Consider the following 20,847-nt stretch of genomic DNA (forward strand, 5'->3'; position numbering starts at 1 on the left):
ACTTCATCATAAGGGAGGTGTTTTTATGAAGAAGTTTCTGGTGTTTCTACTGGCCCTCGTGGCTTTGTCCAGTTTGATGGCACAGGTTTCTCTGCCTCGTGAAGACACAGTTTACATCGGTGGAGCCATCTGGGGACCTGCCACAACCTGGAATCTCTACGCACCGCAGTCCACGTGGGGTACTGATCAGTTCATGTACCTTCCGGCGTTCCAGTACGACCTTGGAAGAGACGCTTGGATTCCTGTCATCGCAGAAAGATACGAATTCGTGGACGACAAAACTCTGAGGATCTACATCAGACCTGAAGCAAGATGGAGCGATGGGGTGTCTATCACCGCAGAGGATTTTGTCTACGCTCTGGAGCTCACCAAAGAACTCGGAATAGGCCCCGGCGGTGGATGGGATACCTACATCGAATACGTGAAAGCTGTTGACACAAAAGTGGTTGAATTCAAGGCGAAAGAAGAGAATCTCAATTACTTCCAGTTCCTTTCCTACTCCCTCGGTGCACAACCGATGCCCAAACACGTCTACGAAAGGATCAGAGCACAGATGAACATAAAAGACTGGATCAACGACAAACCTGAAGAACAGGTTGTTTCTGGTCCTTACAAACTCTACTACTACGACCCGAACATCGTTGTGTACCAGAGAGTTGACGACTGGTGGGGCAAGGACATCTTTGGACTTCCAAGACCCAAGTATCTGGCTCACGTCATTTACAAGGACAACCCGAGTGCCAGTCTCGCGTTCGAAAGAGGCGACATTGACTGGAACGGACTCTTCATTCCGAGTGTCTGGGAACTGTGGGAGAAGAAAGGCCTTCCGGTTGGAACGTGGTACAAAAAGGAACCTTACTTCATTCCCGACGGTGTGGGATTCGTGTACGTAAACAATACCAAACCTGGTTTGAGCGACCCAGCTGTGAGAAAAGCGATCGCTTACGCTATTCCGTACAACGAAATGCTCAAAAAGGCTTACTTCGGTTATGGAAGCCAGGCTCACCCGTCCATGGTGATCGATCTCTTCGAACCGTACAAGCAGTACATCGATTACGACCTTGCAAAGAAAACCTTTGGAACTGAAGATGGAAGAATCCCGTTCGATCTCGATATGGCAAACAAGATCTTGGACGAGGCAGGGTACAAAAAAGGACCTGATGGTGTAAGGGTTGGCCCCGATGGCACGAAACTTGGTCCGTACACGATATCTGTTCCGTACGGCTGGACTGACTGGATGATGATGTGTGAGATGATCGCAAAGAATCTGAGAAGCATAGGTATCGATGTAAGAACTGAATTTCCAGATTACTCTGTATGGGCAGACAGAATGACGAAAGGAACGTTCGACCTCATCATATCCTGGAGTGTTGGTCCGAGCTTCGATCATCCGTTCAACATATACAGGTTTGTGCTCGATAAGAGGCTGTCTGCTCCTGTAGGTGAAGTCACGTGGGCTGGAGACTGGGAAAGGTACGATAATGATGAGGTAGTCGAACTCCTCGACAAAGCAGTTTCTACACTCGATCCTGAGGTGAGAAAACAGGCGTACTTCAGAATCCAGCAGATCATCTACAGAGATATGCCGAGCATACCCGCGTTCTACACGGCTCACTGGTACGAATACTCGACGAAGTACTGGATCAACTGAGCGAGGACAATCCAGCCTGGTTCAGACCTTCTCCATGGCACGCGGACACCTGGCCGACTCTCTTCATCATCTCCAAGAAGAGCGATCCACAGCCCGTACCGTCCTGGCTTGGAACGGTTGATGAAGGAGGAATCGAGATACCCACCGCGAAGATCTTCGAAGATCTCCAGAAAGCGGCCATGTGATCTTTCCCCGGCCCCACTTCGGGGCCGGGTTTCACAAAAACAGAGTGGGGAGTGAGAATTGAATGGGATCGAAATCGATGTTCAAGTACCTTTTGAGACGTTTCATCTTCCTGCTTGTTACCTACATAGTGGCAACCACTATTGTGTTTATACTTCCAAGAGCGATTCCTGGGAATCCTTTATCTCAAATCCTTTCCAACCTTTCAAGGGTGGCTCAGGCGAATCCAGAGGCTATAAGAGCAGCTGAGAAAACGTTAATGGAAGAATTTGGTCTCGGGAAACCCTGGTACGTTCAGTATTTCGAATTCATCACCAAGGCACTTCGAGGAGATCTTGGAACATCCATTACTTTCTACCCCAGGAAAGTCATTGACCTGATCATTCCAGTTATTCCGTGGACACTGGCACTCCTTCTTCCAGCAACGATAGTCGCCTGGATTCTGGGTAACAGCCTCGGTGCTTTAGCGGCTTACAAAAGAAACACATGGATTGACAAGGGAGTCCTTACAACTTCCCTGATAGTTTCTCAGATCCCATATTACTGGCTTGGAATGATATTCATCTTCCTTTTTGGAGTTAAACTCGGCTGGCTTCCTGTTCAAGGGGCTTATTCTCAGGGAACGATACCGAACCTGAGCTGGTCGTTCTTCGTTGATGTTTTGAAGCACTACATAATGCCCTTTGCATCCATCGTCGTTTCTGCAATGGGTGGATGGGCGATAGGAATGAGGCTCATGGTGATATACGAGCTTGGAAGCGATTATGCGATGTTTTCTGAATACCTTGGTATGAAAGACAAGAGAATTTTCAAGTATGTCTTCAGAAACTCCCTCCTCCCACAGATTACGGGACTCGCTTTGAGCTTAGGAGGGGTTTTAGGAGGAGCCCTCATCACTGAGATCGTGTTCAATTACCCTGGAACGGGATATCTACTCTTCAGGGCTTTGACTACACTCGATTATCCATTGATTCAGGGGATCTTTGTGATTCTTATTGCCTCTATCTATCTCGCTAACTTCATTGTGGATTTCCTTTACGCTTTGATAGATCCAAGAATAAGACTGGGACAGGAGGCATAAAATATGTTTCGAACGATGATAAGACCACTTTTCAAGAACAAAAAGTTCATAATAGGTTTTTCGATTTTTCTCTTCTTTCTCTTCCTGGGAATTTTTGGGCCAGTGTTCTACAAAGTGGATCCTATGGAAATGACCTGGGATTACGAGCAACCTCCTTCCAGCGCGCATCCTCTCGGAACGGACACGTACGGTAGAGACGTCCTTGCACAACTGCTTCATGGAATTCGTTCTTCGCTTTACATCGGTTTTCTGGCTGCAATCATCTCGCTTGTGGTAGGTACGATCATAGGAAGTTTCTCCGCCGTGAAAAGGGGTATTGTGGATGATGTATTGATGGGAATAACAAACATCGTCCTTACTACTCCTTCGATACTCATAGCAATTTTGATAGCGAGTTATTTGAAGGTACGAAGTGTTGAAATGGTTGCGGTCATCTTGGGCTTATTCCAGTGGCCTTGGTTTGCGCGAGCGATAAGAGCACAACTCATGAGTGTGATGTCGAGGGAGTACGTGTACCTTTCTGTTATGGCCGGCTATTCCGATCTCAGACTGGTGATAGAAGACCTCATCCCAACGATTGCGACTTACGCCTTCATGTCCTTTGTTCTTTTCATAAACGGAGGAATCATGGGAGAAGCAGGTCTGAGCTTGATAGGGCTCGGTCCCACCCAGGGAATCTCCCTTGGAATCATGCTTCAGTGGGCAGTTCTCATGGAGGCAGTGAGAAGAGGTCTGTGGTGGTGGTTCGTGCCACCAGGACTCGCCATTGTGGCTGTCACTGCTTCTCTGCTGGTCATCAGTACTGCAATGGATGAAGTCTTCAATCCACGCTTGAGGGAGGAGTGAAGAATGAAAGAAATACTTTTGAAAGCAGAAAATGTGAGGGCCTACTATAAACTGGAAAAGGTTTCTGTCAAAGCTGTGGATGGTTTGTCTTTTGAAATACTGGAAGACGAAGTTATAGGGGTTGTCGGTGAATCTGGTTGTGGAAAGACAACTCTCTCGAACGTGATCTTCATGAACATGGTAAAGCCGTTGACACTCGTTGATGGAAAGATATTTCTGAGAGTTAACGGAGAGTTTGTAGAGCTGTCGTCCATGACAAGAGACGAAGTGAAAAGAAAATTCTGGGGAAAAGAGATAACGATAATACCCCAAGCAGCGATGAACGCACTGATGCCCACCATCAGGATGGAAAAGTATGTGAGGCATCTTGCGGAATCGCACGGAATAGACGAAGAGGAACTTTTGGAGAAAGCCAGAAGAAGATTTGAAGAGGTGGGGCTCGATCCACTTTGGATTAAAAGGTATCCTTTTGAGCTCAGTGGTGGAATGAGACAAAGAGCCGTGATAGCGATCGCAACTATATTGAATCCGAGCCTTCTCATAGCTGACGAGCCAACTTCCGCTCTGGATGTTGTGAATCAAAAGGTTCTTTTGAAAGTCCTGATGCAGATGAAACGCCAAGGAATCGTGAAGAGCATAATCTTCATCACCCATGACATAGCGACTGTAAGGCAGATCGCAGACAGAATGATTATCATGTACGCTGGAAAGATAGTTGAGTTCGCACCTGTGGAAAGTCTCCTGGAAAAACCGCTTCATCCTTACACCCAGGGGCTTTTCAATTCGGTTCTCACTCCAGAACCAGAGGTGAAAAAGAGAGGAATCACCTCCATTCCTGGTGCTCCACCCAATCTCATAAATCCTCCATCTGGCTGCAGATTCCATCCTAGATGCCCTCACGCGATGGATGTCTGTAAAGAAAAAGAACCACCACTAACGGAAATAGAACCGGGAAGAAGAGTTGCATGCTGGCTTTACATGGAGGAGAGAGCATGAGCAGGCTCGTCGTGAAGAACCTTACAAAGATCTTTTCACTTGGATTCTTCTCCAAGCGTCGTATAGAGGCGGTGAAGAATGTTTCTTTTGAGGTGAAGGAAAAAGAAATCGTTTCACTCGTTGGAGAAAGCGGTTCCGGAAAAACAACCACCGCAAAGATGATACTGAGGCTCCTTCCCCCTACCTCCGGTGAAATCTACTTTGAAGGTAAAGATATCTGGAAAGATATAAAGGACAGGGAATCTCTGGTTGAATTCAGAAGGAAGGTCCACGCGGTTTTCCAGGATCCTTTTGCGAGTTACAATCCCTTCTATCCAGTCGAGAGAACTCTCTGGCAGGCCATAAGTCTTCTCGAGAACAAGCCTTCAAACAAGAAAGAAGCGCTCGAACTCATAAAGGAGTCGCTTTTCAGAGTGGGGATAGATCCGAAGGATGTACTTGGAAAGTACCCGCACCAGATTTCTGGTGGACAGAAACAAAGAATCATGATAGCAAGATGCTGGATCTTGAGGCCTCTTTTGATCGTAGCGGACGAACCCACATCCATGATAGACGCTTCCTCCAGAGGAGGTATCATAAAACTCCTCGAAGAGCTCAGAGAGGAACAAGGAACGTCCATCATATTCATCACACACGATCTGGGGCTTGCCTATTACGTTTCCGACAACATTTTCGTTATGAAGAACGGTGAAATCGTGGAAAGGGGACACCCAGACAAAGTGGTTCTCGAGCCGACCCACGAATACACCAAGCTCCTCGTCGGTAGCATCCCGAAGCTTTACAGGAAACTGGAGGATCTGTGATGTTTACAAAAGCGGTTCTCTCCATTTTTTCTTGGGCTCTGGTTCTTGAATTGATAGTTCTGTTTTATTACCTGTGGCGCGGCTTGAGGCCAGTGGAGTTCTACCTAAATTTAGGACTCCTCGGACTCACTGTACCTTTCCTTGTGTTTCTTGTCGTCAGAGAAAAGAAAAAGAGGAGGGAAGAAGACGATGGAAAGGATCGATGAAATCCTCTCTCAGTTAACTACAGAGGAAAAGGTGAAGCTCGTTGTGGGGGTCGGTCTTCCAGGACTTTTTGGAAACCCACATTCCAGAGTGGCGGGTGCGGCTGGAGAAACACATCCCATTCCAAGACTTGGAATTCCTGCGTTTGTCCTGGCAGATGGTCCCGCAGGACTCAGAATAAATCCCACAAGGGAAAACGATGAAAACACTTACTACACGACGGCATTTCCCGTTGAAATCATGCTTGCTTCTACCTGGAACAGAGACCTTCTGGAAGAAGTGGGAAAAGCCATGGGAGAAGAAGTTAGGGAATACGGTGTCGATGTGCTTCTTGCACCTGCGATGAACATTCACAGAAACCCTCTTTGTGGAAGGAATTTCGAGTACTACTCAGAAGATCCTGTCCTTTCCGGTGAAATGGCTTCAGCCTTTGTCAAGGGAGTTCAATCTCAAGGGGTGGGAGCCTGCATAAAACACTTTGTCGCGAACAACCAGGAAACGAACAGGATGGTAGTGGACACGATCGTGTCCGAGCGAGCCCTCAGAGAAATATATCTGAAAGGTTTTGAAATTGCCGTCAAGAAAGCAAGACCCTGGACCGTGATGAGCGCTTACAACAAACTGAATGGAAAATACTGTTCACAGAACGAATGGCTTTTGAAGAAGGTTCTCAGGGAAGAATGGGGATTTGACGGTTTCGTGATGAGCGACTGGTACGCGGGAGACAACCCTGTAGAACAGCTCAAGGCCGGAAACGATATGATCATGCCTGGAAAAGCGTATCAGGTGAACACGGAAAGAAGAGATGAAATAGAAGAAATCATGGAGGCGTTGAAGGAGGGAAAGTTGAGTGAGGAGGTTCTCGATGAGTGTGTGAGAAACATTCTCAAAGTTCTTGTGAACGCGCCTTCCTTCAAAGGGTACAGGTACTCAAACAAACCGGATCTCGAATCTCACGCGGAAGTCGCCTACAAAGCAGGTGCGGAGGGTGTTGTCCTTCTTGAGAACAACGGTGTTCTTCCGTTCGATGAAAATACCCATGTCGCCGTCTTTGGCACCGGTCAAATCGAAACAATAAAGGGAGGAACGGGAAGTGGAGACACCCATCCGAGATACACGATCTCTATCCTTGAAGGCATAAAAGAAAGAAACATGAAGTTCGACGAAGAACTCGCTTCCACTTATGAGGAGTACATAAAAAGATGAGAGAAACAGAGGAATATAAACCCAGAACCGACTCCTGGGGAACGGCCATAAAACCGAAACTTCCAGAGAACTTCCTCCCAGAAAAAGAGATAAAGAAAGCTGCAAAGAAAAACGATGTTGCAGTTGTTGTGATCAGCAGGATCTCCGGTGAGGGATACGACAGAAAGCCGGTGAAAGGTGATTTCTACCTCTCCGATGACGAGCTGGAACTCATAAAAACCGTCTCGAAAGAATTCCACGATCAGGGTAAGAAAGTTGTGGTTCTTCTGAACATCGGAAGTCCCATCGAAGTCGCAAGCTGGAGAGACCTTGTGGATGGAATTCTTCTTGTCTGGCAGGCGGGACAGGAGATGGGAAGAATAGTGGCCGATGTTCTTGTGGGAAAGATTAATCCCTCCGGAAAACTTCCAACGACCTTCCCGAAGGATTACTCGGACGTTCCATCCTGGACGTTCCCAGGAGAGCCAAAGGACAATCCGCAAAGAGTGGTGTACGAGGAAGACATCTACGTGGGATACAGGTACTACGACACCTTTGGTGTGGAACCTGCCTACGAGTTCGGCTACGGCCTCTCTTACACAAAGTTTGAATACAAAGATTTAAAGATCGCTATCGACGGTGAGACACTCAGGGTGTCCTACACGATCACAAACACCGGGAACAGAGCTGGAAAGGAAGTCTCACAGGTTTATGTCAAAGCTCCAAAAGGGAAAATAGACAAACCCTTCCAGGAGCTGAAAGCGTTCCACAAAACAAAACTTTTGAACCCGGGTGAATCCGAAAAGATCTTTCTGGAAATTCCTCTTAGAGATCTTGCGAGTTTCGATGGGAAAGAATGGGTTGTCGAGTCAGGAGAATACGAGGTCAGGGTCGGTGCATCTTCGAGGGATATAAGGTTGAGAGATATTTTTCTGGTTGAGGGAGAGAAGAGATTCAAACCATGAAAAGGGGGTAATATGATGAGCAGGCTGGTTTTCGCTCTGCTTCTCTTTCCTGTTTTCATTCTGGCTCAAAACATCCTTGGCAACGCTTCTTTCGATGAACCAATCCTCATCGCAGGTATGGATATAGACCCACCCGCAGAGGATGGTTCCATAAACACAGAAGGAAACTGGGTATTCTTCACCAATTCAAACGGTGAGGGAACGGCTCGAGTTGAAAACGGCGTTCTCGTGGTTGAGATAACAAACGGAGGAGATCACACCTGGTCGGTTCAGATCATACAGGCTCCCATACGTGTTGAGAAACTCCACAAGTACAGAGTTTCTTTCCGAGCCAAGGCTTCCTCTCAAAAGAACATCGGGGTGAAGATAGGAGGAACGGCCGGAAGAGGATGGACCGCGTACAACCCCGGTACCGACGAATCCGGCGGCATGGTCTTCGAGCTCGGAACAGATTGGCAGAAGTACGAGTTCGAATTCGTCATGAGACAGGAGACCGATGAAAATGCTCGTTTCGAGTTTCAGCTTGGAAGGTATACCGGCACGGTCTGGATAGACGACGTAGTGATGGAGGACATCGGTGTTCTCGAGGTAAGCGGTGAGGAAAACGAAATCTACACCGAGGAGGATGAAGACAAAGTGGAAGACTGGCAGCTCGTTTGGAGTCAGGAGTTCGATGACGGTGTTATCGATCCGAACATCTGGAACTTCGAGATAGGAAACGGTCATGCAAAAGGTATTCCAGGCTGGGGTAACGGGGAACTCGAGTACTATACAGACGAAAACGCGTTCGTTGAGAACGGCTGTCTTGTGATTGAGGCGAGAAAAGAACAGGTTTCCGATGAGTACGGAACCTACGACTACACCTCAGCCAGGATGACCACAGAAGGAAAATTCGAAATAAAGTACGGAAAAATCGAAATAAGGGCAAAACTTCCAAAAGGAAAAGGTATCTGGCCCGCTCTCTGGATGCTCGGAAACAACATAGGAGAGGTCGGATGGCCCACCTGTGGTGAGATAGACATCATGGAAATGCTTGGCCACGACACCAGAACCGTTTATGGAACAGCACACGGTCCGGGATATTCCGGTGGTGCGGGTATAGGTGTTGCCTATCATCTTCCAGAAGGAGTACCGGACTTTTCCGAAGACTTCCACATTTTCTCCATCGAGTGGGACGAAGACGAAGTGGAGTGGTACGTGGACGGACAGCTCTACCACGTCCTCAGCAAGGATGAACTGGCCGAACTCGGTCTTGAGTGGGTTTTCGACCATCCGTTCTTCCTCATTCTGAACGTTGCCGTGGGAGGCTACTGGCCAGGTTATCCCGACGAAACCACCCAATTCCCGCAGAGAATGTACATCGACTACATCAGAGTCTACGAAGATAAGAATCCTGAAACAATCACCGGGGAAGTGGATGACTGCGAATATGAACAAGCACAGCAGCAGGCAGGTCCCGAGGTGACCTATGAACAGATAAATAACGGCACTTTCGACGAACCTATTGTGAACGATCAGGCCAACAACCCGGACGAATGGTTCATTTGGCAGGCGGGAGACTACGGAATCAGTGGTGCCAGGGTCTCCGATTACGGTGTCAGGGATGGCTACGCTTATATCACGATAGCCGATCCTGGAACTGACACGTGGCATATTCAGTTCAACCAGTGGATAGGTCTTTACAGAGGAAAAACCTACACCATTTCTTTCAAAGCAAAAGCGGATACACCAAGACCTATAAATGTGAAAATTCTGCAGAATCACGATCCCTGGACCAACTACTTCGCTCAAACGGTGAATCTCACAGCGGACTGTCAGACGTTCACGTTCACCTACACGCATCCAGACGATGCGGATGAGGTCGTTCAGATCAGTTTCGAACTCGGAGAAGGAACGGCAACTACGATTTATTTCGATGATGTCACGGTGAGCCCTCAATGAGACACATCCCCGGTGCTTTGCGCCGGGGGTGTTTCAGAACCATAAAAGGAGAGATGTGAGATGAACATAAGATTCAGAATCATATTCATAATGGTTGTGGTTCTTGTTTCTTTTGTTCTCAGTGCTTATCTGGTTCAGAGAAGTACCTCGTCTCTTCTCATCAGCAACGCAAAAGATTACATGGAGAAGTCGGTGTCTTCTCTTTCAAAATACATCTCCCAGAAGTTGAACGAGGTTCAAAGAAATCTGAAAACCCTCCTTGGTAGCTCTCTCATAGGAGGTTACACGATCGCTTCGAACCTTCAGTCTGTTCTTCAGGGGGCTACGGATACAGTCTCCGTTGGTATTGTTGTCGATGAGATGAGCGAATCCGCTTATTTGGTTTTACCAGAAAAAATAGAAGAGAAGAACTATTCAGAGTACGAAAAGTACCTCAGCCTTATGAAGGAAAAAAACAAAACTTCGCTTGTCCTTGCCGAATCCATCGATGGAAAGCCTGTTTTGCTTTTCGTGGAGGGAGTTACAACGTTCGGTTCAGAACCATCTGGACTGATAGCATTAGGTATATCCCTCTCTGAGAACACCGATCTCTGGAAAGCGGTTGTAGAAGAAGGGAAAGCGAGCAAGAGCGGCTACGGGCTTCTTGTCACAAGCGACGGAAAGGTACTGATCCACAAAGACATGGGGAACTTCATGAAAGAGGTGAAAGAGCTTGGAGGCTTTGAGAAAGCGTTTGAAGAGGCAAAGAAAGGTGGAGAGAAATACGTAGAGTACGAATACAACGGAGAGAAGAAATACACCGTGTGGGAAAAAGTGCCCGGATACGACTTCTACATCTTCTCGACGGGGTACCTGGATGAACTTCTTGCAGAAGGAAAGAAAGCGACCTTTGGGACGATAGTGACGTATGTAGTGTTTGGCGGAGTGATCTTTGCGGTGTTGTTTGTTTCGATGATGCCGGTAGTGAAGAGAATGAGGCAGCAGGTAGAGAAAGTGAAGAGATTCGGAGAAGGGGACCTGACAGTAGAGTTCGAAGCGAAAGGGAAAGATGAACTGACCCAGATAGAAGAGAGCCTGAAAGAAGCGGTACTATCACTCAAAGAGATGATAGTGAGCATCATAGAAGCTTCGAAAGAGCTGAGCGGAGCATCAGAAGAGATAAAAGTTCTCTCAGAAGAGAGCCACAAGATGTCAGAGAACCTGCACGAAGAAGCCAAGAAGATACTGGACGAGGCGAACACATGAGCAGTGCTCTGACAGAAGTGACGAGTGGGGTAGAAGAAGTGGCAGCGAGTGCGCAGAACATCTCAAAGATCACCCAGGAGCTGACAGAAAGATCAGAAGCGGTGACGAAAGCGGCAAGAGAAGGAACAGAGAGAGTAGAAGCGGTGGGAGGAGTCATAAACAAACTCAAAGGGTCAGCAGAAAGACAGAGGGACTACCTGAGAGAACTCGTTGACTCAGCCAAGACGATAGGAGAGATAGTGGACACGATCAGCTCGATAGCAGAGCAGACGAACCTACTTGCCTTGAACGCAGCGATAGAAGCAGCTCGAGCTGGGGAAGCGGGAAGGGGCTTTGCGGTTGTGGCAGACGAGATAAGGAAACTTGCAGAAGAGAGCCAGAGGGCGACAGAAGACATAGCGAAGATGTTGAGCAGTTTGAGGGCAACGATAGAACACGTGGAGAACGGCTCGAAAGAGATGTTCGAAGGAGTGGACGAGATAGCGGTGATGGGAGAAGAAGTCACAAAGAGATTCAGGGAGATCCTTGGAAGGATAGAAGAGATCAACAGCATGATAGAGAACACAGCTGCCACTGCGCAGGAGCAGGGAGCGGCTGCAGAAGAAATGGCAAGCGCTATGGACAACGTCACAAAGATAGTCGAAGGAGTTGTGGAAAGTCTAAACAGAATGGAGTCTCTCATAGAAGATCAGACCGAATCCGCTGCCAAGGTCTCTCAGGCCGCTGAAAGACTGTCTGAGCTTTCTGAACAGCTCTCAACGCTCGTTCAGAAGTTCAAAGTGTGAGAAGGGAAATCAATAGAAAAAATCAGGCGGGGTTATCCCGCCTTTTTTTCTGGATGTTAAAATTTTCAGGGAGATCGAGTGGAGAGGTGTTCTGTTTTGAGAATAAAAAGACTTCCCGAGAGCCTCGTCAGAAAAATCGCCGCGGGTGAGGTGATTCACAATCCATCTTTCGTTCTGAAAGAGCTTGTAGAAAACAGTCTGGACGCGCAGGCCGACAGGATAGTTGTTGAGATAGAAAACGGTGGAAAGAACATGGTAAGAGTATCCGACAATGGAATCGGGATGACCAGAGAAGAGGCACTTCTGGCAATAGAACCTTACACGACGAGCAAGATAGAGAGCGAGGAAGATCTGCACAGGATCAGAACTTACGGTTTCAGAGGTGAAGCGCTTGCTTCGATTGTGCAGGTCAGCAGAACCAAGATCGTGACAAAAACGGAAAAAGACGCACTCGCAACACAGTTGATGATTGCTGGGGGGAAAGTGGAAGAAATCTCGGAAACCCACAGGGATACCGGCACCACCGTTGAGGTGAGAGATCTCTTCTTCAACCTACCCGTCCGGAGAAAATCTCTGAAGTCCTCTGCCATCGAGTTGAGAATGTGTCGTGAGATGTTTGAAAGATTCGTCCTTGTACGAAACGACGTTGATTTTGTATTCACCTCAGATGGAAAGATAGTCCATTCCTTTCCAAGAACACAGAACATCTTTGAAAGAGCTATCCTGATCCTTGAAGATCTGAGAAAAGGTTACATCACGTTCGAAGAGGAATTATCCGGCCTGAGGATAAAGGGAATAGTTTCATCCCGCGAGGTGACAAGATCCAGCAGAACGGGAGAGTATTTCTACGTGAACGGTCGTTTTGTGGTTTCCGAAGAACTCCACGAAGTACTCATGAAAGTTTACGATCTTCCAAAGAGAAGCTATCCCGTCGCGGTTCTTTTCATAGAGGTAAATCCGGAAGAACTCGACGTGAACATACACCCTTCGAAAATCGTGGTGAAATTTCTCAACGAAGAAAAGGTGAAAAAGAGTTTGGAAGAAACCCTCAAAAGAAATCTGGCACGGAAATGGTACAGGTCGGTTGCGTACGAAGAAATATCCTCCCATGCGCTGAGCGTAGCGGAATCACCTTCCTACAGATGGTTTTTGGTCAAGGGTAAGTACGCTGTCGTTGAAGTGGAAGATGGTTTGCTCTTTGTGGATCTTCATGCTCTCCACGAACGAACGATTTACGAAGAAATCCTTTCGAAAAAAAGCTGGAGGAAAAGACGGGTGAAAAGGAACATAACAGTTGTGCTATCAAGGGAAGAAAAACAAAAACTGGAAGAATACGGATTCTCCTTTCAAGGAGAAGAAGGAGCTTTGAAAGTCATTGAAATCCCTGAGTTCCTCACCGAAGACGTTGTGGAGGAATTTTTCAGGGACTTCCCAGTTGATGAAAAACTGAAGGAAAGAATAGCCCTTGCCGCTTGTAAACTTGCCACTAAATCCGGAGAATTCGACGAAGAGATCGCATCGAAACTGCTGGATGTCTTTTTCAAGAAGCGGTTTGAAAGATGTCCTCACGGAAGGCCGATTTCTTTCAAGATCAGCTATGAGGACATGGACCGATTTTTCGAGCGTTAACCCATTTTCACCACGTTGACGTCAGCGGTGAAAACCAGGCCATCGAAGTCTATGTTGTCGATTTCCTTCAAAAAAAGGTTTATTCTCTCTTCTTCATCGACGATCTCAAGAACGATAGGAAGATCCGGTGAAAGACTGAAAAAATCACTTCTGTGCATGTGTCTCTTGTGACCGAAACCCATGATACCTCTGTAGACAGTGACTCCTTTCATACCGAGTTCGTAAGCGCGCTTCACAAGATACTCGAAAAGAGGCTTTCCGCTGTGCTTGTCTTTTTCTCCGAGGTAGATCTTGAGAAGCTTCATACCTTCCCCCTCCCCAGAATCATTCCAAAGTAGGCGCATGTAAAAGCAAAGAGAAGATTGGCAAGAGCATAAGCGACTCCCCTTGCGGGACTCTCTTCGATGAGCGAGAGCGTTTCGTAAGTAAATGTGGAAAAAGTGGTGAAGGCTCCCAGGAGCCCCGTTCCGAAGAAAAGGATGGCTTCCTTAGAGAGAGGAACTTTCTCGATAGCGGCGAACATCAAAAACGAAAGAAAAAAGAACCCACAGAGTTCACGATGATCGTGCCAAGTGGTATGTAAGAGAACGGCAGGAGTGAATTGATCGTACGGGAAACAAGGTATCTGAGAACGGCTCCAATCGCTCCTCCGAATGCAATTGTCAGGTAATCCAGCTCGATCATTCCTCGTATATCATCTTCACCGTCATACCACCATCGACGATGAAGTTCGTGCCTGTTATGAAACCTGCTTTTTCGTCGTCCGCGAGAAAGACGCAGAGATGGGCAATATCTAAGGGATTTCCAACTCTTCCAGCCGGGTGCTGTTCGTGATCGATGGGTCTCAGATCGGGTTTTTTTTCTCAGGGACTTCTTCTTCCATTCCGATGTTTCTATCCAGCCGGGGCTTATGCTCACCACTCTTATGTGATATCTGGAAAGACTCACGGCCAAGGAGTGCGTGAGTGCCACAAGGCCTCCTTTTGAAGCTGAGTAGGGTTCCGTGTCTGGTTCTGACTGAAATGCCCTTGTGCTTGCTATGTTTATGATCACTCCGCCACCGCGTTTTATCATTTCTTCCGCGCAGTATCGAGAACAGATGTAAGGCCCCGTGAGGTTCACCCTGATCACTCTCTCCCATTCTTCGAGAGGTCTTTCGAAGATGCTCTTCACGGACATGACGGCTGCGTTGTTCACCAGAACGTCTACCCCGCCGTATATTTCGACGGTTTTTCTCACCATGTTCTTCACGGAGTTTTCATCTGCAACGTCCGTTTTTACGAATGTGACATCCAGCCCTCTTTCTCTCAACATCTCTTCTCTTTCAACGCCCGCTTCTTCGTCTATCTCTGCTATGACTACCTTCATGCCGTTTTCCGCAAAAAGCTGAGCGATCGCGGCTCCGATTCCCTGACCTCCACCTGTAACGACTGCCACCTTGCCTTCGAGCATGCTAACACCCCACAGAAAAGGCGGGGTAACCCCCGCCCGTTTTATCTAATCGGTTTGTCCTTTGTAACCTCTTCCAGTGTGAGTAGTCTTTCCCATCTTCTGTCGACGTATTCCTGGAGTTCGTCTACGATTTCTTTTGCATCCGGTCTTGAAAGAAGTTTTCTGAACCTTCCCTGAGCCTTCAGGAATTCCTCCACAGGTTTGAACTGTCTCGGTTTTCTGGTGACTCTGTAAACTCCTCTTTCCACTTCGTACAAAGGCCAGTACTTCGTTTCTACGGCGAGTTTTGATATTTCTACTGTTTTATCGTCGTTCACTCTCCAGAACCTGACGCAAGGAGAGAAGACCGCAAGGAAAGAAGGTCCATCGAAGTTCAGCGCCTTTTCCACCTTGGCAAAGAAGTCCATGGGTTCAGAGAGCGATGCGGTAGCTGCGTAGACGTTCTCGTGAGCCGCTACGATCTCGACGATGTTCTTTTTCAGCTGGACCTTTCCAGGGAGCTTCTTTCCAACTGGAGCTGTCGTGGTATCCGAACCCGGGGGTGTGGATCCGGATCTCTGGTTTCCTGTGTTCATGTATCCCTCGTTGTCGTAGAGGACGTAGAGCACCTTGTGACCTCTTTCGAGCATCCCGGACAGTGACTGAAGACCGATATCGTACGTTCCACCGTCTCCACCAAAAGCAATGAAGGCGTATTTTTTGTCTTCTGGGATCTTTCCTTTGTTTTTCAGTGCTTTGTAAGCCGTTTCCACACCGCTCATCGTTGCTGCCACGTTTTCAAAGGCGTTGTGAATGTAAGGTACGCTCCAAGCGGTGTACGGATAGATGGAGGTAGAAACCTCCAGACAACCTGTTGCGAGTCCAACAACGGGTTCGTATCCGAGGTGTCTTGCGATCATCATCACGAACTTCACTGTGATGGGTGCTCCACAACCTGGACAGAGCCTGTGACCCTGTGTGATACCGATTTCTTTCTTATCGAACTCCTGTGCCAGCTGTTTTATGTTAACGGGCATTCCTCACACCTCCTTCACTCTCTGAGACCAAGATATCTCTGTTCATCTGCTATGAGGTTTCCGTTTATGGCATCTTCGAACGCTTTTCTGATGTGCTCTGGTTTGATGTCCCTTCCACCGAGACCGTAGACATAGGATCCAAGCATCGGCCTCGCTGCTACTTCGTAGAGCGCAGATTTCACTGCTTCGTAGAGAGGTGCTTCCGCTCCGAAGGAAACAGCTCTGTCGAGCACAACTACACTCTTTCTTCCGTTGAGGAGTTCCTGAAGCTGCTCCTTCGGGAACGGTCTGAACATCCAGATTTTCAAAGATCCAACTTTGTAGCCTTCTTCTCTCAGTTCATCAACCACGTACTTTATCGTGCTGTTTGTGGAGCCCAGTGCTACCATCACGTGCTCTGCATCTTCCATTCTGTACGGTTCGACAAACCAGTATTTCCTTCCAAACGTTTCTTCGAATTCTTTTGCGATTTCCGGGAACACCTTCTTTACGTTTTCCATGGCTTCAATCTGCTGTCTTTTGTGTTCGAAGTAGTAATCGTAAAGATCGAGAGGACCCCAGGTTACAGGGTGTTCAGTATCCAGAAGAGGATACATGGGTTTGAGCTCTCCAACGAACTTCTTCACGAGTTCATCGGGATAGAACTCAACGGGTTCCACTCCGTGAGAAAGGATGAACCCATCGAGGTTCACCATGACGGGAAGTCTCACATCTTCGTGTTCTGCCAGTCTCACAGCGAGAATGGTGAAATCGTAAGCCTCCTGATTAGTTTCCGCAAAGAGCTGAATCCATCCAGAATCTCTTTCTGCCATCGCGTCGCTGTGGTCACAGTGAATGTTTATAGGACCACTGAGCGCTCTGTTCACAACGGGCATCACAATGGGAAGTCTGTAGGAGGCAGCGATGTAAACTATTTCGTGCATCAGTGCGAGTCCATTTGCACTGGTTGCTGTCATCGCTCTTGCTCCCGCGGCAGCGGCTCCAACGACAGCGCTCATCGCACTGTGTTCACTTTCGACGGGAATCATTTCTGTCCTGACAACGCCGTCCGCGACGAACCTGGCGAAGTACTCCACAATAGGTGTCTGTGGAGTGATCGGGTACGCCGCAACGACATCGGGCTCTATCTGTCTCATCGCATTGGCAACGGCCTCAGCGCCGGTGACGGCCACTCTCTCGACGACCCTTTCCATCCTCATCCCTCCTCGCTCAGAAACTCAGTCTCAGGTCTCATCTCTATGGCCTGCTTTGGACATACGTTCGCACAGAGTCCGCATCCTTTACAGTAGTCGTAGTTGAAACCTTTCATTATTCCGCCTTCTTGGATGATCGCTTGATCTGGACAGTAGAGCCAGCAGAACATACAGTCTATACATTTCTCTTTGTGAAGAATAGGTCTCATCACACGCCAGGCACCTGTTTTGTATTCTCTTGCTGTTCCCGGTTTGTCGATGACTCCTCCAATGGGAATTTCCTTCCAGCTTTTAAGAGACATTCTCACACCTCCTCACTCTGAGCACTTTACTTCCTCATATCCACGTCTCAAAGCTCTCTTGTTCGCATCAATCACTTCCTGAGGGAATTTCTTTCCGAACATCTTCTCGATTCTCTTCTCTATCGCCTCGAGAGGCACAATACCTGTCACTCTGACCAGCGCTCCAAGCATCGGTGTGTTCGGTATTCCTCTCTTTATCTCCTGGAGAGCGATGTCTGTAGCATCCACCACGCATATCTTTCCGTTGAATCCTGTCTTTTTTCTGACGAATTCGAAATCCTTAACGGTGTTCACAAGGAGGATACCATCTTCTGAAAGGCCTTCTACAATGGCGGGAGAAAGTAGTGTTTCATCGATCACCACAACGACGTCCGGGTTTTCCACTGCAGATCTCACTCTGATGTACTCATCACCAATCCTGTTGAAGGCCCTCATGGGAGCACCTGTTCTTTCTGCACCGTATTCTGGAAAAGCCTGAACGTATTTCCCGGCTTCCAGAGCGGCTTCTGCCAGCATCTGGGAAGCACTCTTCGCACCTTGCCCGGCTCTACCGTGCCATCGTATTTCAAAGTATTTCTTCGCAACGGGCATCCGATTGCACCTCCTCGACAACATGGATTTAACCCACGTTATTGTATCAGATACATAATGCATTTCATAATGGTATACTTAAACAATAAATTAAATCTTTAGATCCTTCAGTTTTCTCTGAGCGGTGATCACTGAGTTGATAACTCTGTTTATGGTCGTGAATCCTCCTGCAGTCTCTTCCAGAACCTTCGTTGCACTGTCGATTTCCGCACTCTTTTCTGAGAGTGACTCCTTCGAGGTATCGAGGGAGTTTCTGACCTCCTGAAGGAGCTTTACGTTGTTTTCCATAAAACGAACCATATTCTGGAGGGTTTTACCAACTGTTTCAAACAGATTCGCCATGAACTCGAGGTTTTCAAGGGATCTTTGTGAAGATTCGAGGATTTCTCTGGCCTTCTCGACGATCTGCTTTGTCACTTCATTTGTTTCGTTTGATAGATTCTGAACCTCGTTTGCTACGATCATGAAGCCTTTTCCCGCTTCTCCGGCCCTCGCAGCCTCTATGGTGGCGTTTAAGGCGAGGATGTTGGTTTCCCTGGCGATTCTCATAATGTTCTGAATCAACTTTTCGATCGATCTTATGTTTTCAAGGGTCTCTCCTATCTGGGATGAAGCTTCTTTCACCCTTTCGACGATCTGATCTACATTTGTTCCGGATTTTTTCAACTCCTCCATGATGTTTTCACTGATCTTTTCCATGTCTTGGATGACAGAGACGAGCTGATCACTTTTCGCTTGAAAATCTCCCACCAGTTCCTGAAACAGTCTGTTGAGATTCACAAACCTTTCTTTAACTTCCTCTATTCTGCGCTGCATTCTTCTCAGCTTTCTGGTCAGTGCTTCGTCCAGCTGGCTTGTGAAGGATATGATCGTGTTCTCTGCAAAGAACGCAGAAGTGAGTTTATCCACGATTTCTCTTTCTCTCATAGAATCACCTCACAAAGAATAGAGATTGTCTATCAGATCAACACCGCATTTGAGATTTCTGAACCACTCGAGGAATTTCTTCACAGACTCTCCTCTGAACACAGCGCCGTGCTGAGGTGCGATCATATCTATCTTTCTCTTTGAAACCATATCCACCCATTTCTTGCAGGCCGTATTGGAAGACATGTACCTTTTGTGGAAGGCCTCCATAAGCGGAAGATGTCTTTCGAAATCATCGACGTACCTGTACCTCTTTCCTTTTTCGAACACCGCGGCGCCTATATCTCCTGAGAAAAGGATCTTTGCCACCGGATCGTAGAGAACGAAATTCCCAGTAGAATGAAGGAAATGCGCCGGGAGTATCTCGAGCTCGTTACCACTCAGGAGTTTTATCTTTGTTCCTTTGTCAGAGATCGGAACGATCCTTTTCTGATCGTAGATTCCAAAGTGTGGGAGAAACCTCACCCAGAGAGAGGATATGTATATCTTCGCGTTCTCACATATCGAAAGCCAGAGCAAAATCCCGGATGTGACATCGGGATCCTGATGCGTGTAGAATATATGTCTTATGCTGGAAAGATCAACCACTTCCGCTACGTTGGACATCACCCTGGGAAAGACGTGTGCTCCGCCCGGGTCCAGGAGAATCCCTTCGTTTCCATCGAGGATCAAATACTGGTTCGTCTGAACGATCTCTTCTTCTTCTTTCTCTTCCCATCCCAGAAACAGGAATTTGTGCTGACCGTTGTCGAAGAGGATTTCGTTTTCAAACATATTGTCACCTCCAGATTTCAAACGATTTCAAGAATTAATCCCCATTTGATTCTATCACTACATGCAACACTTTGTGACTGTTTCTTTTCTTTTCATCATATGACAGTGAGAGGTGTTATAATCGACTATGGTGAATGTGAAAAAAATATCAGATAAAAATTGTGAAAAAATTCCCGATAAATTCTGATCAGGAGGTGGCGGTTTTGGTCAAGTCGAAGGAGGAACTCTTCAAAGAGCTGGAGAATTTCATAGAAGAAAATGGGTACGAGGGAAAGAAGGATGCACTCATACAGGTGCTTCACAAGGCCCAGGAACTCTTCGGATATCTTCCCGCGGATGTTCTCGAGTACATCTCAGACAAACTCGACGTTCCTCTCTCGAAGGTTTATGGAGTGGTCACCTTCTACAACTTCTTCTCCACAAAGCCAAAGGGTAAACATCAGATCAAGGTTTGCCTTGGTACCGCGTGTTACGTGAAGGGTGCGGACAGAATCTTTGAAAGATTCCTCGAAGAACTCAAGGTGAATCCGGATGAACCCACCAGCGATGGTATGTTCTCCGTTCACGGTGTGAGATGCCTCGGGGCGTGCAGTATGGCACCGGTTGTCATGGTGGATGAAGACGATTTTTACGGCAGAGTAACTCCCGATATGGTGCCTCAGATCATCAGTAAGTACAAGCGGGAGGGATGAGGATGGCCAAGGTGAAGAGTCTGGAAGAACTCATGAAGATAAAGGAACAGGCTCTGAAGGATCTCCAGCTGAGGGGCGAAACAGGTAAAAGGGGGAAGATAACTGTTGCGATGGGTACGTGTGGAATAGCGGCGGGTGCCAAAGAGACTCTGAAGGCGATCGTTGAAGCCCTCAATGAATACAACATAAACGATATAGCGGTTGTTCAGTCGGGTTGTATGGGACTCTGCGAGGTGGAACCCACCGTTGAAGTGAGGCTCGAAGGTCAGGAGCCAGTCATATACGGAAGGGTCACTCCGGAAAACGCAAAGAGAATCGTGAAGATGCACATACTCGAAGGAAGGGTCGTCGAAGATCTGGTGGTCAAAAGAGGAGAAGCCTGACTC

17 protein-coding genes and 5 pseudogenes are annotated in these 20,847 nt (G+C 47.5%); 12 read left to right on the forward strand and 10 right to left on the reverse strand.

The features are described from left to right. Positions 1 to 25: 25 nt before the first annotated feature. The 10 genes and pseudogenes from CELL2_RS04550 (at position 26) to mutL (ending at position 13,514) form a co-directional block, all read left to right on the forward strand. A pseudogene (locus tag CELL2_RS04550) lies at positions 26 to 1,836 on the forward strand (ABC transporter substrate-binding protein). A 62-nt stretch (positions 1,837 to 1,898) separates the two neighbouring features. Continuing rightward, a complete protein-coding gene (locus CELL2_RS04555) occupies positions 1,899 to 2,915 on the forward strand; it encodes an ABC transporter permease (protein WP_012310819.1) in 1,017 nt (338 codons plus the stop codon). A 3-nt stretch (positions 2,916 to 2,918) separates the two neighbouring features. Continuing rightward, positions 2,919 to 3,761, forward strand: coding sequence for an ABC transporter permease (locus CELL2_RS04560; RefSeq protein WP_039446213.1), 843 nt, complete (start codon positions 2,919 to 2,921; stop codon positions 3,759 to 3,761). Positions 3,762 to 3,764: 3 nt separating this feature from the next. Next, the gene (locus CELL2_RS04565; RefSeq protein WP_012896090.1) at positions 3,765 to 4,757 is read left to right on the forward strand and encodes an ABC transporter ATP-binding protein; all 993 of its coding nucleotides are present in this window, start codon (positions 3,765 to 3,767) and stop codon (positions 4,755 to 4,757) included. Beyond that, complete coding sequence (locus tag CELL2_RS04570; protein ID WP_004082480.1) at positions 4,754 to 5,560, forward strand: ABC transporter ATP-binding protein; 807 nt, start codon at positions 4,754 to 4,756, stop codon at positions 5,558 to 5,560. Before CELL2_RS04565 ends, CELL2_RS04570 begins: the two co-directional genes overlap by 4 nt. Then, positions 5,560 to 5,766, forward strand: coding sequence for a hypothetical protein (locus CELL2_RS04575; RefSeq protein ID WP_004082479.1), 207 nt, complete (start codon positions 5,560 to 5,562; stop codon positions 5,764 to 5,766). The genes CELL2_RS04570 and CELL2_RS04575 overlap by 1 nt, the downstream gene beginning before the upstream one ends. Further along, positions 5,750 to 7,914: pseudogene (locus CELL2_RS04580) on the forward strand (glycoside hydrolase family 3 C-terminal domain-containing protein). Before CELL2_RS04575 ends, CELL2_RS04580 begins: the two are co-directional and overlap by 17 nt. A 12-nt stretch (positions 7,915 to 7,926) precedes the next feature. Continuing rightward, entirely contained in the window at positions 7,927 to 9,855 is a 1,929-nt protein-coding gene (locus CELL2_RS04585) for a carbohydrate binding domain-containing protein (RefSeq protein ID WP_038033204.1), read from the forward strand. A gap of 60 nt (positions 9,856 to 9,915) precedes the next feature. Further along, a pseudogene (locus tag CELL2_RS04590) lies at positions 9,916 to 11,885 on the forward strand (methyl-accepting chemotaxis protein). A 96-nt stretch (positions 11,886 to 11,981) separates the two neighbouring features. Then, a complete protein-coding gene (gene mutL, locus CELL2_RS04595; protein WP_193325877.1) occupies positions 11,982 to 13,514 on the forward strand; it encodes a DNA mismatch repair endonuclease MutL in 1,533 nt (510 codons plus the stop codon). Here mutL and CELL2_RS04600 read toward each other — a convergent pair. The 10 genes and pseudogenes from CELL2_RS04600 to CELL2_RS04640 form a co-directional block, all read right to left on the reverse strand. Further along, positions 13,511 to 13,819: a DUF190 domain-containing protein gene (locus tag CELL2_RS04600; protein ID WP_004082468.1), complete on the reverse strand. Its 309-nt coding sequence runs from the start codon at positions 13,817 to 13,819 to the stop codon at positions 13,511 to 13,513. The genes mutL and CELL2_RS04600 overlap by 4 nt on opposite strands. Continuing rightward, positions 13,816 to 14,198: pseudogene (crcB, locus tag CELL2_RS04605) on the reverse strand (fluoride efflux transporter CrcB). Before crcB ends, CELL2_RS04600 begins: the two are co-directional and overlap by 4 nt. Next, positions 14,195 to 14,362 (reverse strand): SDR family oxidoreductase, encoded by a 168-nt coding sequence (locus tag CELL2_RS09555; protein WP_371180344.1) that lies wholly within the window; start codon positions 14,360 to 14,362, stop codon positions 14,195 to 14,197. The pseudogene crcB and the gene CELL2_RS09555 overlap by 4 nt, the downstream one beginning before the upstream one ends. A 52-nt stretch (positions 14,363 to 14,414) precedes the next feature. Continuing rightward, positions 14,415 to 14,966, reverse strand: a pseudogene (locus tag CELL2_RS04610) (SDR family NAD(P)-dependent oxidoreductase); the annotation flags it as partial. A gap of 41 nt (positions 14,967 to 15,007) precedes the next feature. Next, entirely contained in the window at positions 15,008 to 15,982 is a 975-nt protein-coding gene (locus CELL2_RS04615; protein WP_004082462.1) for a thiamine pyrophosphate-dependent enzyme, read from the reverse strand. A 14-nt stretch (positions 15,983 to 15,996) separates the two neighbouring features. Next, positions 15,997 to 17,175, reverse strand: coding sequence for a pyruvate synthase subunit PorA (gene porA / locus CELL2_RS04620; RefSeq protein WP_004082460.1), 1,179 nt, complete (start codon positions 17,173 to 17,175; stop codon positions 15,997 to 15,999). Positions 17,176 to 17,177: 2 nt separating this feature from the next. Next, a complete protein-coding gene (gene porD / locus CELL2_RS04625; protein ID WP_004082458.1) occupies positions 17,178 to 17,477 on the reverse strand; it encodes a pyruvate synthase subunit PorD in 300 nt (99 codons plus the stop codon). 12 nt (positions 17,478 to 17,489) lie between these two features. After that, positions 17,490 to 18,068, reverse strand: a complete 579-nt coding sequence (gene porC, locus CELL2_RS04630) for a pyruvate synthase subunit PorC (protein ID WP_004082456.1) — start codon at positions 18,066 to 18,068, stop codon at positions 17,490 to 17,492. 90 nt (positions 18,069 to 18,158) lie between these two features. Next, positions 18,159 to 18,995: a methyl-accepting chemotaxis protein gene (locus tag CELL2_RS04635; protein ID WP_004082453.1), complete on the reverse strand. Its 837-nt coding sequence runs from the start codon at positions 18,993 to 18,995 to the stop codon at positions 18,159 to 18,161. A 9-nt stretch (positions 18,996 to 19,004) separates the two neighbouring features. Further along, positions 19,005 to 19,769, reverse strand: a complete 765-nt coding sequence (locus tag CELL2_RS04640) for an MBL fold metallo-hydrolase (RefSeq protein ID WP_038033193.1) — start codon at positions 19,767 to 19,769, stop codon at positions 19,005 to 19,007. 203 nt (positions 19,770 to 19,972) lie between these two features. Between CELL2_RS04640 and CELL2_RS04645 the strand changes: the two genes are divergently transcribed. Together CELL2_RS04645 and CELL2_RS04650 are read left to right on the forward strand one after the other, a co-directional pair. Continuing rightward, positions 19,973 to 20,461 carry an NAD(P)H-dependent oxidoreductase subunit E gene (locus CELL2_RS04645; RefSeq protein ID WP_004082449.1) on the forward strand — a complete coding sequence of 163 codons (489 nt, stop codon included), beginning with the start codon at positions 19,973 to 19,975 and terminating at the stop codon, positions 20,459 to 20,461. A gap of 2 nt (positions 20,462 to 20,463) precedes the next feature. After that, entirely contained in the window at positions 20,464 to 20,844 is a 381-nt protein-coding gene (locus tag CELL2_RS04650; RefSeq protein ID WP_004082448.1) for a ferredoxin, read from the forward strand. The last annotated feature ends 3 nt before the right edge of the window (positions 20,845 to 20,847 follow it).

It is taken from the genome of Thermotoga sp. Cell2, from assembly GCF_000789375.1.
GTDB classification, from domain to species: Bacteria; Thermotogota; Thermotogae; order Thermotogales; family Thermotogaceae; genus Thermotoga; species Thermotoga petrophila.